Origin of the sequence: Chryseobacterium lactis, assembly GCF_003815875.1 — a bacterium.
In the GTDB taxonomy this organism is placed as follows: Bacteria; Bacteroidota; Bacteroidia; order Flavobacteriales; family Weeksellaceae; genus Chryseobacterium; species Chryseobacterium lactis.
Window position 1 is genome coordinate 2,517,495 of record NZ_CP033924.1, and the last position, 13,557, is coordinate 2,531,051.

At 36.9% G+C, this 13,557-nt stretch carries 12 protein-coding genes; 9 read left to right on the forward strand and 3 right to left on the reverse strand.

The window, feature by feature from the left end:
• Positions 1 to 66 precede the first annotated feature (66 nt).
• Both EG342_RS11155 and EG342_RS11160 read right to left on the reverse strand, forming a co-directional pair.
• Positions 67 to 957: a FecR family protein gene (locus EG342_RS11155; protein ID WP_103290879.1), complete on the reverse strand. Its 891-nt coding sequence runs from the start codon at positions 955 to 957 to the stop codon at positions 67 to 69.
• Positions 958 to 1,051: 94 nt separating this feature from the next.
• Entirely contained in the window at positions 1,052 to 1,576 is a 525-nt protein-coding gene (locus tag EG342_RS11160) for an RNA polymerase sigma factor (protein ID WP_103290877.1), read from the reverse strand.
• 625 nt (positions 1,577 to 2,201) lie between these two features.
• Between EG342_RS11160 and EG342_RS11165 the strand changes: the two genes are divergently transcribed.
• The 7 genes from EG342_RS11165 to EG342_RS11195 all read left to right on the forward strand — a co-directional run bounded on the left by EG342_RS11165 (position 2,202) and on the right by EG342_RS11195 (position 8,194).
• Positions 2,202 to 3,599 carry a hypothetical protein gene (locus EG342_RS11165; protein WP_103290874.1) on the forward strand — a complete coding sequence of 466 codons (1,398 nt, stop codon included), beginning with the start codon at positions 2,202 to 2,204 and terminating at the stop codon, positions 3,597 to 3,599.
• A 168-nt stretch (positions 3,600 to 3,767) separates the two neighbouring features.
• Positions 3,768 to 4,883: a putative toxin gene (locus EG342_RS11170; RefSeq protein WP_123868080.1), complete on the forward strand. Its 1,116-nt coding sequence runs from the start codon at positions 3,768 to 3,770 to the stop codon at positions 4,881 to 4,883.
• 8 nt (positions 4,884 to 4,891) lie between these two features.
• On the forward strand, positions 4,892 to 5,440 hold the full coding sequence (locus EG342_RS11175; protein WP_103290869.1) for a hypothetical protein: 549 nt from the start codon (positions 4,892 to 4,894) through the stop codon (positions 5,438 to 5,440).
• Position 5,441: 1 nt separating this feature from the next.
• A complete protein-coding gene (locus EG342_RS11180; RefSeq protein WP_103290867.1) occupies positions 5,442 to 6,029 on the forward strand; it encodes a hypothetical protein in 588 nt (195 codons plus the stop codon).
• A 2-nt stretch (positions 6,030 to 6,031) separates the two neighbouring features.
• Entirely contained in the window at positions 6,032 to 6,799 is a 768-nt protein-coding gene (locus EG342_RS11185; protein WP_103290865.1) for a DUF2314 domain-containing protein, read from the forward strand.
• A 20-nt stretch (positions 6,800 to 6,819) separates the two neighbouring features.
• The gene (locus EG342_RS11190; protein WP_123868081.1) at positions 6,820 to 7,140 is read left to right on the forward strand and encodes a hypothetical protein; all 321 of its coding nucleotides are present in this window, start codon (positions 6,820 to 6,822) and stop codon (positions 7,138 to 7,140) included.
• A gap of 127 nt (positions 7,141 to 7,267) precedes the next feature.
• Positions 7,268 to 8,194: a tetratricopeptide repeat protein gene (locus EG342_RS11195; protein WP_246008772.1), complete on the forward strand. Its 927-nt coding sequence runs from the start codon at positions 7,268 to 7,270 to the stop codon at positions 8,192 to 8,194.
• A 47-nt stretch (positions 8,195 to 8,241) separates the two neighbouring features.
• Here the strand turns inward: EG342_RS11195 and EG342_RS11200 are convergent, their stop codons facing one another.
• Complete coding sequence (locus EG342_RS11200; RefSeq protein ID WP_103290858.1) at positions 8,242 to 9,021, reverse strand: XRE family transcriptional regulator; 780 nt, start codon at positions 9,019 to 9,021, stop codon at positions 8,242 to 8,244.
• Between the two features lie 80 nt (positions 9,022 to 9,101).
• Between EG342_RS11200 and dinB the strand changes: the two genes are divergently transcribed.
• Together dinB and EG342_RS11210 are read left to right on the forward strand one after the other, a co-directional pair.
• A complete protein-coding gene (gene dinB / locus EG342_RS11205; RefSeq protein WP_103290855.1) occupies positions 9,102 to 10,250 on the forward strand; it encodes a DNA polymerase IV in 1,149 nt (382 codons plus the stop codon).
• Positions 10,251 to 10,260: 10 nt separating this feature from the next.
• Positions 10,261 to 13,308 carry a DNA polymerase III subunit alpha gene (locus tag EG342_RS11210; protein ID WP_103290853.1) on the forward strand — a complete coding sequence of 1,016 codons (3,048 nt, stop codon included), beginning with the start codon at positions 10,261 to 10,263 and terminating at the stop codon, positions 13,306 to 13,308.
• The last annotated feature ends 249 nt before the right edge of the window (positions 13,309 to 13,557 follow it).

Below are 13,557 nucleotides of genomic sequence, written 5' to 3' on the forward strand. Positions count from 1 at the left end.
TGCATTCTTCCAGATCAGATTCTTTAGGAGTAAGGAATTAGGGCAGGAGTGTGGATCAACCACAATCTAATCCTCCAATTGAAATGTTTTATCATTTATTTTTGTAGTTTTTAGGTTTAGTTTAAGTGAGATCAGTCTTATCAGATCTGCTGCTGTAGCCTTTTCTTTAGTAGCACTAATTTTGGAATTTGCAAAGCTTGAAGGGAAGCGAACTTCTATGCCGTAGGTATTTTCTAAAATTTTGATTGCATTAGAAAGTTCTAAGTCAGTAAATGAAACTGTGGCAGCATTGCCATTTTGAGATACTCCATTACTTTCAGTATTAACAATGGTAGCAACATCTTTAGAGCCGAAATTAGAGAATGTTTCTTTCGGATGTATAACAAATGCTTCTGTTGGTTTTTCAGTTTTTATAACCTGCACTTTTCCTTCATAAAGATCAACATTAAAGCTTGTTTTGTGCTGAGTGATCTTAAAAATTGTCCCCAAAACTTTAGTTTGATATGATCCCGCATGAACAATGAAAGGATGTGTTTTGGATTTTGTTACATTAAAAACAGCATCCCCTTGGAGAAGGACTTCCCTTGTATCTGCTGGAAATGATTTTTCAACAGTCAATATTGCACCTTTGGACAAGGTAACTGTGGAACCATCTTTTAAAGTAACTTTTAAAATATTCCCTGTAGACTGATATACATCTGGAAGATATAAAGAACGATATGAAACTATACTACCGATTAAAAGCAATACGGCAGCGACCATCACAGTGGTAAAACGAATAGTTTTACTCTTTCTTTTTTTTGCTTCTTGTGCTTCTATTCTCGCATAAAATTTTCGATGGAATTCTTTTTTTTCCTGCTCAGTGACAGGTTCGGAATCTGTATTATCTGCGAGGCTTTCCCATAATTCCTTTGCTTCATCTAAAGAAAGCGGTTCGGGCTGTTTTCTCTTGTCCATAATAAGAGGTCTTTATTATGTATACCTGAGAACAGTATTAATAGCCCCCCCTTAAAATTGAATTTTAACAGAAATTAATAAATTTTAACTCATTTTAACTCTGGTTCTGATGTTCCCGAAGAAAGCCCATAGCTTTTGAAATTTGTTTTTTTACAGCTTTATGTGATAAATTAAGGTTATTTGCGATTGTCTCCTGGGTCAGACCCTCAAATTTATTCATTGTTAAAATTCTCTTTCTTGTGGCAGGCAACAGTTCAATATTTGATCTTAAAAGCTCAAGCTCCTTTTCTGTTTCAAGAATATTCTGTAACCGGTCAGATGAATCATCGGATAAACTAACCTCAGCAACCTCTATTGTGTAGGGTTGTTTTTTCTGCTGTACGGAGAAGTTTGAAATTTCCTGGACACAGGTTTTGATGATTACACTTTCAGCATTTTGTTGGGTTAGTGATTTTCGATAATTCCATAGATGGAAAAAAATATTCTGCAATATATCAAGTACATCATCGCGATCTTTCACTTTTCGGGATACCATAGCGAACATACGATTCCAATATGTATCATAAATTTTCTGAAACATAACATCGTAACTGTTCTTATTGCGTGAGAATAATGGCATTTTAGGTTATTTAGGATAATTCGCAGTACACAAATTTAGGTATAATTTATTAAAATTGTTTATTTTATCAATACATTTGCATTGTTATGGTATAGAAATTAAAGTATATCATGGTAAATAACGATATATTCATATTATAATTTAATTTTAGATTTTATATCATATTTTAGTGATAATAATTATCGTTTGTAAAAATATTTATATATTAGCACCCTGATTTTTATCGAAAAATAAAGCGTAAGCTGTCAAATATTGGCTGAGAGAAACTGCGAAACTTCTATTAAACCAAAAATATTGACAGACTTACGCCTGTGTCTCAAAATATGGGCATGGGCTAGGTCGTCTATTTTGGTTTTGGGTTCTTCGCAGTACCTTCTCTAGCAATAGCGCCTTGTTCCATGCCTTTTGTGTTTTCCCAAGAATGCATTAGCGCAAGCTCAAATAAATTTATTTATTATACGACAGGATTTGGCGTTGTGGCAGTTTAATTTCGCTTTCAATTGATTGATAATGAATAGCTGGTTAGAGAATTTAATTCAAATTTCCGTGAAAATACGGAAGCCAGACTATTAAAAATAAAATAAATTGCGAAGCCAAAATTAACCTTGAAAAACACACCTGTGAGATGAGACAAATTTTATTATTTAGCTTATTTTTATGCTATCATTATATCTATGGACAGATTCCGAATCTGCCACAAAGACCAGGTGTCTCCAATCTTTATAATATACCTGAGGGTCTGAATAATCAGCCCACCGTTAAGCCAACCTCTTCACACATCAATTCCAACACAAGTTTTTATAGAAAGGTTACACCTCAAGACGATCAGGAAGAGATCAATAAAGAGGTTGAACGACAGATGACTATGATCAGGGAGGAATCATATGCAAAAAATTATATGCTTACTTCTTTATCTGATAGAAAAGGAACTGATTCCTATTATAGAGCTTATGACAACCTAACGAAGTTCGATCCTGAAAACTACTCAATTACCGATGCGGTATTTATTGTGGAAAATGCATATAACAACAATGACAGAAATTTTCAGGCAGCATATCAGGGGCAGATTCAGAAAGCAACCAATATTGTCAGGCAGCAGATCAAAAAGAGTGGAATAGAAGAATCTGATAACGTTGCAAAGAACCTCTCAATATTTAAATATTTTGCACAGGATAGCAAGCAGAACGGAAAAGTAGTCCATAAAGCTGTCAAATATGATTTCGAAGATTATATGGGAGCGAAGGATTACACCAAGATGTTTGTATCTAAATTAATGAAGACAAACACTGGTCAATGTCATTCTATGCCATTATTGTATCTGATATTGGCCGAACAGATCGGTGCGGAAGCTTATTTGGTGATGTCCCCCAATCATTCTTATATCCGTTTTAAGGATGATGATGGAGAAGTGCTGAGTGTAGAGCTGACCAATGGAATGTTTTCAGCTAATTCGTTTGTTCTGAATTCAGGATATATTAAAGCGGAAGCCCTTAAGAATAAGCTTTACATGCAAAACCTGACAAGGAAAGAAGTACTCTCACAAGCTTACGTTGATCTTGCTAGTGGGTATATCCATAAGTTTGGTTATGATGAATTTGTTGCAAAAGTTTTAAACAAGGCATTAGAACTCAATCCGAATAATATTAACGCAACCCTATGGAAAAGCAATACTGATCAGATGCGTTTTATGCAAGCCTGTAACCGTGTTGACATTGATCCTGAAAATAAGGAACAGTTGCAAAAAATCCGAAACTATCCGCCACTAGAGGGGCAATTTTTGGGGATCAAAGCTGGTTTTGATTATATAGATCAATCGGGTTTTGCCCAGATGCCTGCAGAACAGTATGAACAATGGCTGGGCTCATTGAAAACAACTGAAAACAAACAAAAGAGTGAGGAGATTGCAGAACGGATAAGATTGCTGAATGCTCAGAAACAGAGAGAAGCAGCTAATAAAGCAAAACCTATCGTCCCAAAAAAGGAAAGTCCAAAAGTATATGCGATTCCGAAAGAATTTTTATAACCAGATAATTCGAAATACAAATAAATTATGAGAAAGATTTTATTTTTTGTTTTGCTGTTTTTGGTTGGTTTTAACCAAGCTCAGATAAAGCAAAATAAAAAGCTGACCAGCAAAAAAGAGTGGGTCAACCCTGTTAAGCTGACAAAGGAGGAGCGATCTCGCCCGTATATGGCTGAAGTTCTCAAAACCAGAGACAGCTTAAGTCCTGCAGAAGCAGAAAGAAGAAGAAAAAATATTGAGGCAGGAAATCCATTTAAGAAATATGGCTATTACCCAAAAGTAGCTACCCTCAGTAAAGGCAAGTACCTAGAATTTCACGATCAGGATAGCATTGTTACCATTGGTTCTGTAAGGTTTAATGTGAAGAAAGGGGAGATCGTCGATTTCATTGAGATAGATCTTGACGATCCGGACGCACAACCGATTGGCGACACACATGGTCGTTGGATCAGTCCCGATCCTTTGAGTGAGGAGTTTTCAAGTTGGACACCGTACAATTATGCATTCAATAGTCCTATTAAGAATATAGATCCGGACGGTAGAGCAGCATTTGATTGGGTACATAATCGAGAAAACAATAGTGTATATTGGAATAACAATGCCACAAGTCAATCAACGGCTGGTGCGAATGAAACTTATTTAGGAAAGTCAGGAACATACACGACTGAAAATGGATCTACTACTGCCTTAAACGCTAACGGCTCTTATACCAATAATTCACTTTTAGCCCCATTGGGTGTAATGACCAATCTTGATCCTCTTATTCATGCTGGGGATATGGCACCTGGGTTGAGTATGGCAGCATTTGGAGATCCTAACGGTCCTACCATAAGTGGCATACCAGATTCAAGGGGAAAAACTGACATTCAAATGCTTGTTTCTGAAAATCCTTTGGTACAGGAGGCGGCAATAGGTTTATTGACAGGGGGAACTTTTAATGCATTTAGAAGAGCCTTCGCAGTGAAAGAGGGCGTGTCAGCATTAAGTGAGGCAAGAAGATTAGGGCAGGCCGGAGAAGAAGCTGTTGGAATATCGGGACCGAAGGTCGGAGTAGAAATGGGTGGGAAGGTGAGATTTCCAGACCGTTTAACAGCAACCACTTTGGAGGAGGTAAAGAATGTAAAAAGTCAGAGTTTTACACGTCAGTTACGTGATTATCTAAATTATTCTCAATCAACGAATAGAGAAATGATATTGTATACGAGGCCAAATACCACACTTAGTGGTCCTTTGCGTAAGGCTATTGAAGCAAAGCAAATAACTCATAAATTTATACCACAATAAAATTAAGTATGAAACCAAATTGGGAACAGATATTCGTCACATTATTACAGAAGCCAGTAAAGACCGCCGATGAATTTTCTGAGATGCAGCACGCACGAGCTGAATTTGAGAAAGAGTTGAATCTTGAAACACAAGCTTTGCTGCAAGAGATTGAATTGAAAGGTATAAAGGTCAACAATATATGGGATTTAGTAAATACCCGGTCGCCATATCCGGAAGTAATTGACGTTTTAACAGGGTACCTTACAAAAGATTATCACAACAAAAATAAGGAAGGAATAATTAGAGCATTGGGTGTTAAGGAAGCAGAGGTAAGTGTTGCTCAGCGTCTACTCGGAGCCTATTTTGATACAGACGACAAAGGAGTTAAGGATGCGATATTAGTCTCTATTTATAATATCTTAAAATCCAAAACGGCTAAAAAACTCTTAACGGCACAGAATAATGAGGAGCCGTTTATGAGTCTGTTGGGAGTATTCATTCAAAACAGAAAAATTTCCGTGGATGATTTTGTTAAAAAATTTTATAAAGATATCGAACCATTATTGAAAGAATAAAATGAATACAAAAAGAAAAATAGCCCTCGTTTTGATATGTGTGGTTGTATTGGTTGTTCTATTCAGCTTAAGTAGAGGCAGCAACGGTGAAAAATACGATGATTTTCGGTTTGTAACTTATGAGCATTCAGGGGCAGAATTAGAAATTGGTTCCTATTCAAAAATAGATAAACAAGGAATCCTTTGGGTATTTTTAAAGCGTTCCAGAGATTCTGCATATTATAAGTACCAGCTATCGGCTTCTGAAATAGAAAAGCTAAAAATATTTTCATCTAAAAAGTTAGAGAATTTTGTTATTAATAAAGAGCTGGATCAAGGTACTGGATATGCAGGCAGCTATAATTTTTTAGATATTAAGGCGGGAAACGATGAGGACAAAATCTGTTTTATCTTGCCTTTTATGCATCAAGATTTCAGTGATCCAATGATGTTGCTTCAAGATAAAGTTTTTAAGCAAAGTGAGTCAAATAAAACGGTTCGTTTCGATATTGATTTTGCAGGTATCAGAAAGGAAATACTTACACAGGAAAAAATCAATTTTTACCTTCCAAAAAAACAACTGCCTATGTCTCCAAAAGTTTATAGATAAAAATGGACAATCATATAACGATAGAGGTAAACGATAAATTTCTATATAATTTATACAAGGCAAAAAGTACAATAGGGCATTTTGACAACCTAATTAATAGCGGATTTGACGGTTATCGTTCTATAAAGTTCAAAAATAAAAACGATGTTTTCGTTTGGCTGGAAAATGTAAAAATTGATGGAGAGCATTATACTGGAACTTTAGCTGAAACTGATCAGCCTGGAACCATTGCCCGAATCGATGCGGTTGACTGGATGATAATTGACAATCAAAGGATGATAGGAGGCTACACCATACGTCAGTATTACGATACACTAACCAAGGATGAGCAATTAAATTTTGAAATTGACTGTGGATATCGTATAGATGAGGGAAATGATTTTTTTAATGCCGACCGCTCCACCCCTGAAGGCGTAATTATAACACTGGAAAACTTTTATAACGATAAAAATCTGGAGGGTATTCTATCCTGTAAAGATTTTCATTGGGAAGCTGAAAATATGATGTTAGAGTATAAAATGCTATCCAATCCAAAGACCCTTCTGCAACTTGAGAAGGTATTGAAAGTTTCTTTACTAGAAGAATTGGAAAGAACGGGATTTCCAGATTTTAGATCCGTTGAGCGCGTATTTCGTCTTTTGGAAAAGAGAGAAAATCAGGAACTTATTGAAGAAAAACTTTTATATCCAGATGGATTTGTAACTATCAATAAATTTTGGGTTGGTTTGACAAAAAATGATGGATGGAAAGTGCTGAATCTTAGTGATTAAAAAATAAAATGCAGATAGCCATGAAATTAGATGAAATTATTAAGGCAGTTAGAATAGGTACAATCAATGAACTGCTTGACGATTACCTGAGAAATATCGATTATGATAAAATAATTGTGTATGCCGAACATACGGTCTCTACTGATACCAATTATAGATTTTTTCAATTTAAAAGAGGATTGAAGGAAATACTAAAGGAGGAGGATATGTGGTACGAACGTCTTTGCTCACTCAAGGAACTCAGTTTTTTGGTGAATTTTTTTCTGCGGCAGTATGATCGAAAAACAGACGATATCCTTGCTATTGAAATAATCGATTATTTATATAATCACAACTTTTAAATATCCCCAAATTTTGGGAACTCTAATTATGAAATACTTTTATATCCTTTTATTTATTTCCATATCAAGTTTACTTAAATCCCAAGAGAACAGATTCTATGACGATGCATATCTGACAATTGATAATATGCTTAAGGATAAACAGAAATATAGTTTTAAAACAGCTGTGCTGAGCGTGGAAAATGCATATTATCAGGGAAAATTAGACACAGTTGAAGTTGACAGAAAAATTAAATTTATAGCCAACTTTTGTAAAACGATCGTTCGCAATCGTGATCTTACGTATAAAGAAACAGATAAGGAGACCGTTAGTAAATATGCAGCAATATTTTCAGTAATCTGCGAGGAGACACCTATTTTGATCAACCAAGATACTGTTCGTTATAAACCATTTTCTTATGATTTTCAAGATGTCTTTGGTCACAAAGATCTGACAAGTCTTTTTGTTTCAAAACTTGTTACTACGCAGAAAGGAAACTGTAATTCGTTACCATATCTATACAAAATTCTTGCAGAGGAATTAGGTGTGGAAGCAAATATTGCATTGGCCCCGAATCATATTTATATTAAGCACAATATAAAATCCATCGGTTGGTATAATACAGAGTTAACAAGTGGCATCTTTCCACAGGATGCCTGGTTGATGGCTTCGGGATTTATCCATTTAAACGCTATTGAAAATGGGGTCTATATGAAAGCACTTGACAATCGTGAGAGCCTTGCGTTATGTCTTGTTGATCTGGCAAATGCCTATAAGCGTTCTTTTCCAGATAATGATGGCACCTTTGCAATCAAGTGTGCTGAAAGGGCTCTGCAGGTCAGTCCCAATTTAGTAACTGCTTTATTATTGAAGGCAGAGACACACAAAGAGCAATATCAGAAATTGGAAAAGTCTGATCCGAAAGCAAAAGAGCTTCTTGTATTATTAAATAAAGAGTATAGTCATATCCATCAAATTGGGTATAGAAATATGCCAGAAGGGATGTATCTCGAATGGCTAGTTTCTCTTAAGACGGAAAGAAAAAAATATGAAGATGTTAGGTTGAGGAATTAGAATTCCAAATAATTCCTAGTTCATGTTAAGTTAGCTAAAACATTGTTTTAGCTAACTTTATTTTTAAGTTCGCGAATCTCCTGCATCATTTTTATGAGCATTGATTTTACATCTTGATTAGCGAAATCTATAATCTCCTGCTCCTTGGGTGAAAAACTGCCAGCATATTGCCAAATTTCCCACACATCAGCAAATAAAATATCGTAACTATCATAGAATTCGTTATCTGATCTTACGGTAATGGAATCAGTATTTATGCTTTCAATACGTTTGAAGGTAAATCCTGATCGGGTCACCAGCACATGGGTTTTACCGACTTTGATATCAGCAATACTTTCAATGTATTTACCCACCACATATGTGCCATCCTGATAAGGGGGCATGGAATCACCTTCTGCTGGAAATGCCCTATATTTTCCATTATGAAGGAAAGGTAGTGACATGGTTTGTAAACTCTCTATATATTCAGGATCGGCATAGCCCGATAAGTAACCCATTGAAGCTTTGTAAGGTATTATTTCTATTTTATTTTCACCAACTGAATCCGTTTTGATCGGCAGCAAGATCCTATTATCCGGAAGGTTCAGCATCTCCTGTAGTTTATATTTTCTCAGATCAACAGTTAGCAACAAATCTGTACTGATATGGTAATATCTGGAAATCGCCAATAAAACATCTAACGGAGGTGAAGCCTTCGCCGTCTCATATTTTGCATAAGATACCCTTGTCACAAACAGTCTATCCGCGATCTGCTGTTGCGAAATTTCTGGAATTTGCTGTAGTCTTAAATACCTGATGTTATCAGCTAAAATGGAAAGTGTTGACATTTTGTGAATATTTTTCACAACAAATGTACTGTGAATTGTGAATAATCTTATCAACTTTGCTAAATAATTTAGTAAATAAGATGAAGCGGTCAATTGTGCATTTGGATTTGGATACGTTTTTCGTGTCATGTGAGAGATTGGTAAATTCCGGTTTAAACGGAATTCCACTGATCATTGGTGGTGGGGACAGGGGTGTAGTTTCCTCATGTAGCTATGAAGCACGAACTTTTGGTGTGAGATCAGCAATGCCCATGAAAATGGCGCTCCGCCTTTGTCCACAGGCTAAGGTTGTAAAAGGGGATATGGAACTATATTCCAGAATGTCCCATACGGTTACTGAAGTAATCGAAGAAAGTGCACCCGTAATGGAAAAAGCTTCTATCGATGAATTTTATCTGGATCTAACCGGGATGGATAAATTTTTTGGTGCTTACAAATGGACAAATGAGCTTGGGGCAAAGATCGAGAAGGAAACGGGCTTACCGATAAGTTATGCATTATCGACTAACAAAACCGTGAGCAAAATAGGAACTGGCGAATCAAAGCCTCACGGACACAGGGAAATACCATTTTTAGGTGTTCAGTCATTCTTAAATCCATTGTCGATCAAAAAAATGCCTATGGTGGGGAATGCTACTTTTCAGTTGTTTTCACGAGTAGGTATCAGAACGATAGGGACACTTTCGGAAATGCCTGTGGAGGTCTTGCAGCAAATGATCGGTAAAAATGGTGCTGATTTATGGAAGAAAGCCAATGGAATTGATGAAACACCTGTGATCCCATACTCTGAAAGAAAGTCAATTTCTAAGGAAAGAACATTCGGTAGCGATACAATGGACATCGCTGAGGTGAAAGGTCTGATATCAGGAATGGCAGAGCAGCTTGCACACCAGCTTCGTCAGGAGAAATGGCTGACTTCAACCGTGGTGATCAAGATCAGATACTCAAACTTTGACACGGAGTCCAAACAGTGCCGGGTGAGCTATACCTCTTCTGACCATACCTTGGCGCGTGTTGCGCTGGAGCTTTTTGATAAGATTTATACAAGGCGTATGCGTCTCCGTTTGGTGGGATTACGATTTACCGATCTTGTTCATGGAAGTTACCAGATGAATCTTTTCGAAGATAATGCAGGGCTCATCAATTTATACCAGGCGATGGACAATATCAAAAATCGTTTCGGTAAAGATGCGGTAGGCCGTGCTATTGGGTTTAATTTTTCACGATAAATGCGCAAGTATGTTTTTGAACTGTCACTCGTTTCATAGCCTTCGATATGGGACACTTTCCATAGACGATCTGATTTCTCAGGCTTTAGCATTAGGGATAAAGGAGCTTGTATTGACAGACGTCAATACGGTGACAGGCGTATATGAATTCAAAAAGAAATGCGAGGAAAATAATATCCGTCCGATTGTGGGGATTGAGGTCCGTAATGGAAGTAAGTTATATTATATAACAATTGCAAAAGAATTTAAGGGGTTGGCAGAAGTAAACAGAATGCTGACTTCGTATAACTGTGATAATATTGAGCTACCGTTGCAACCGGAATTACGTGACAATTTTATCATCTATCCACTGAGTAATATCCCTAAAAATCTTTGTGACAATGAATTTGTTGGAATCTATGAAGATGAACTCAATCTTTTGGTACGGCCGGAATTAAAGAAGATTATATCCAAGATGGTTATTCTTTGTCCTATTACATTCAGTACAAAAAAGGAATATAATCTCCATCGTATTTTACGCTCGATTGATAATAACACTTTGTTGTCAAAATTGTCGGAAAAGGAAGTCTGTAAAAAAATAGAATATTTTAGATCACCGGAATCTATCCTTAAAACCTATGCTAATTATCCCGAGATCATTACAAATACTCAAATGCTCCTTTCGCAATGCAGCTTTGATTTTGCGTTCGGTACACCAAGGAACAGGAAACATTATACGGGTACAAAAGCCGATGACCTTAAATTACTGACCCGTTTAGCTTATGCGGGTTTGGAGCGACGATATGGGAGAAATCATGAACAGGCAAAACAGCGGATTGAAAAAGAGCTAAAAGTCATAAATGAATTAAACTTTAGCGGTTATTTTCTTATAACATGGGATATCATCCGGTATAGTAACAGCATGGGGTTTATGCATGTCGGCAGGGGGAGTGGGGCAAATTCAATTGTTGCATATTGTCTTGGTATTACGGATATATGCCCGATAGAGCTTGATCTGTATTTTGAAAGGTTCCTGAATTTAAATAGAAAGAGTCCACCAGATTTTGATATCGACTGGTCATGGCAGGAACGAGATATAATTTTGGATTATATTTTCAATAGATACGGAAAGGAGTTTGTTGCTTTCTGCGGAACTAATGTAGAATTTAAATACCGTTCGATCATTCGGGAAGTGGGGAAGGCATTTGGTTTGCCAAAGGAAGAGCTTGATGAACTTAGCAAAAATCCAGAACGGGTATTTCGTGATGATGTTGTAAAGCAGGTGCAGAAGTATGGAAAGCTGCTCGAGAAATTTCCGAACCAACGGTCTATGCATTCCTGTGGAATAATTATTTCTGAGGAGCCGTTGACGAATTTTACGTCACTTGAAATGCCACCAAAGGGTTTTCCTATTGTTCAATGGGATATGCATGTTGCTGAGGAAATCGGTTTTGAAAAGTTTGATATTTTATCGCAAAGAGGACTTGGTACAATCAATGATACTGTAAGGCTTTTAGAAGAGAAAAGGGGGATCAAAGTTAATATCAAGGATACTACGATTTCCAAAGACGAAGAAAAATGTAATGAATTTTTAAGTCAGGGGCGGACGATAGGCTGTTTTTATATCGAAAGTCCAGCTATGCGTGGATTACTCAGACGATTAAAATGCGATAACTACAAAGTATTGGTGGCAGCATCATCTATAATCAGACCAGGAGTTGCCCAATCAGGAATGATGCGCGAATATATTTTTAGGCACAATAATCCTGACAAGTTTGAATATTTCCATCCTGTTTTTGAGAAGCAGCTGGGGGAGACCTACGGAATTATGGTTTACCAAGAAGACGTGATAAGGATCGCTCTGCATTACGGTGGTGTTTCTGCTGCTGACGGTGATATCCTACGAAGGGCAATGAGCGGAAAAGGTAGGTCACTTTCGGCATTGCAAAAAGTTAAGGATGATTTTTTTGCATCTTGCAGAAAACAGGGGCATCCTGAGGAGCTTAGTAAAGAAATTTATAGGCAGATTGAATCCTTTGCAGGTTATTCATTCTGTAAGGCTCATTCAGCTTCCTATGCAGTAGAGAGTTATCAATCACTGTACCTGAAAGTTTATTATCCATTGGAATTTATGGTTTCTGCTATAAATAATATGGGCGGTTTTTATCGTACTGAAGTTTATGTCCATGAAGCCAAGATGTCCGGTGGAAAGATATTAAATCCCTGTGTTAACAGGAGCGAATACGAAACGACGATCTATGGAGATGAAATTTATCTGGGTCTGATGCTACTTGAAAAGGTTGAATCAAAGCTTGCACAGTTGGTACCAAAGGAGAGAATGGCGAACGGTGATTATAGGTCGATGGAAGATTTTATAAAAAGGATTCCGATCGGTATTGAGACTTTGCAGACTTTGATATTTATAGGAGCATTTCGGTTCAGTGGGGTTCCAAAGAATGAGCTTTTATTAAAGGCAAGAGTTCTATTGGGAGATTTTAAACCGGCGAAAAGATTTCAAACTCTTTTTGAAGAACCGGCGAAGGAGTATAGATTTCCGGAGCTAAAAAGAAATGTGTTTGAGGATGCGTTTGATGAGATAGAGATATTAAGCTTTCCGGTTTCCTGTACGCCATTTGATCTGCTACAAACCAAGTACAGAGGAACAGTGATGGCAAAGGAACTTACGCATCATCACAAAAAAGAGGTGAAGATGCTAGCCTATCTGATTTCCAGGAAACACGTGCCGACGAAGCGGGGGACAATGTATTTCGGAACATGGACAGATGTGGAAGGAAACTATTTTGATACAGCTCATTTCCCAGACTGCCTTGAAAAATATCCTTTTCAGGGTGGGGGATGCTATCTTTTGCTGGGAATAGTTGAAGTGGACTTTCATTTTCCGACCATAACAATTACTAAAATGGCCAAGATGCCGTTTATCGCCGATCCGAGATATTCCCATGATGAAGAAAAGAAATATGAGGCGCAGCAACGGATCAAGGAAGACGTCAGTATGACTTTTAGAGCACCTTATCCGCAGGAGAACGAGATTGGGCTACCGAGAAAAAAGATGTTTTAAGTGCTATCAATAAAGAAAATGTCTTTAATGAGATTACGGGAATCCGTAGGCAGATCAAAAATTAATGCTTAAATTTGCAACGGAAAATCTGAGAGCTTGTCTCGGTTAGATATTAACCTATTTCAATTAGACAATAAAATATATTTCAAATACACGGATAGACCTGCTTACAGGTTTAATACGTTTCATGGTTATTAGTTTGTTAAACGCATCTTTTTAGAGATGCGTTTGATTTTTCCGGCAGATGTT

Excerpts from the sequence above, each read along its gene's own strand:
- EG342_RS11155 (WP_103290879.1), bottom strand. The coding sequence starts at position 957 with ATGGACAAGAGAAAACAGCCCGAACCGCTTTCTTTAGATGAAGCAAAG.
- EG342_RS11170 (WP_123868080.1), top strand. The coding sequence starts at position 3,768 with ATGGCTGAAGTTCTCAAAACCAGAGACAGCTTAAGTCCTGCAGAAGCA.
- EG342_RS11190 (WP_123868081.1), top strand. The coding sequence starts at position 6,820 with ATGAAATTAGATGAAATTATTAAGGCAGTTAGAATAGGTACAATCAAT.
- EG342_RS11185 (WP_103290865.1), top strand. The coding sequence starts at position 6,032 with ATGGACAATCATATAACGATAGAGGTAAACGATAAATTTCTATATAAT.
- EG342_RS11175 (WP_103290869.1), top strand. The coding sequence starts at position 4,892 with ATGAAACCAAATTGGGAACAGATATTCGTCACATTATTACAGAAGCCA.
- EG342_RS11165 (WP_103290874.1), top strand. The coding sequence starts at position 2,202 with ATGAGACAAATTTTATTATTTAGCTTATTTTTATGCTATCATTATATC.
- EG342_RS11195 (WP_246008772.1), top strand. The coding sequence starts at position 7,268 with ATGCTTAAGGATAAACAGAAATATAGTTTTAAAACAGCTGTGCTGAGC.
- EG342_RS11200 (WP_103290858.1), bottom strand. The coding sequence starts at position 9,021 with ATGTCAACACTTTCCATTTTAGCTGATAACATCAGGTATTTAAGACTA.
- EG342_RS11160 (WP_103290877.1), bottom strand. The coding sequence starts at position 1,576 with ATGCCATTATTCTCACGCAATAAGAACAGTTACGATGTTATGTTTCAG.
- dinB (WP_103290855.1), top strand. The coding sequence starts at position 9,102 with ATGAAGCGGTCAATTGTGCATTTGGATTTGGATACGTTTTTCGTGTCA.
- EG342_RS11210 (WP_103290853.1), top strand. The coding sequence starts at position 10,261 with ATGTTTTTGAACTGTCACTCGTTTCATAGCCTTCGATATGGGACACTT.
- EG342_RS11180 (WP_103290867.1), top strand. The coding sequence starts at position 5,442 with ATGAATACAAAAAGAAAAATAGCCCTCGTTTTGATATGTGTGGTTGTA.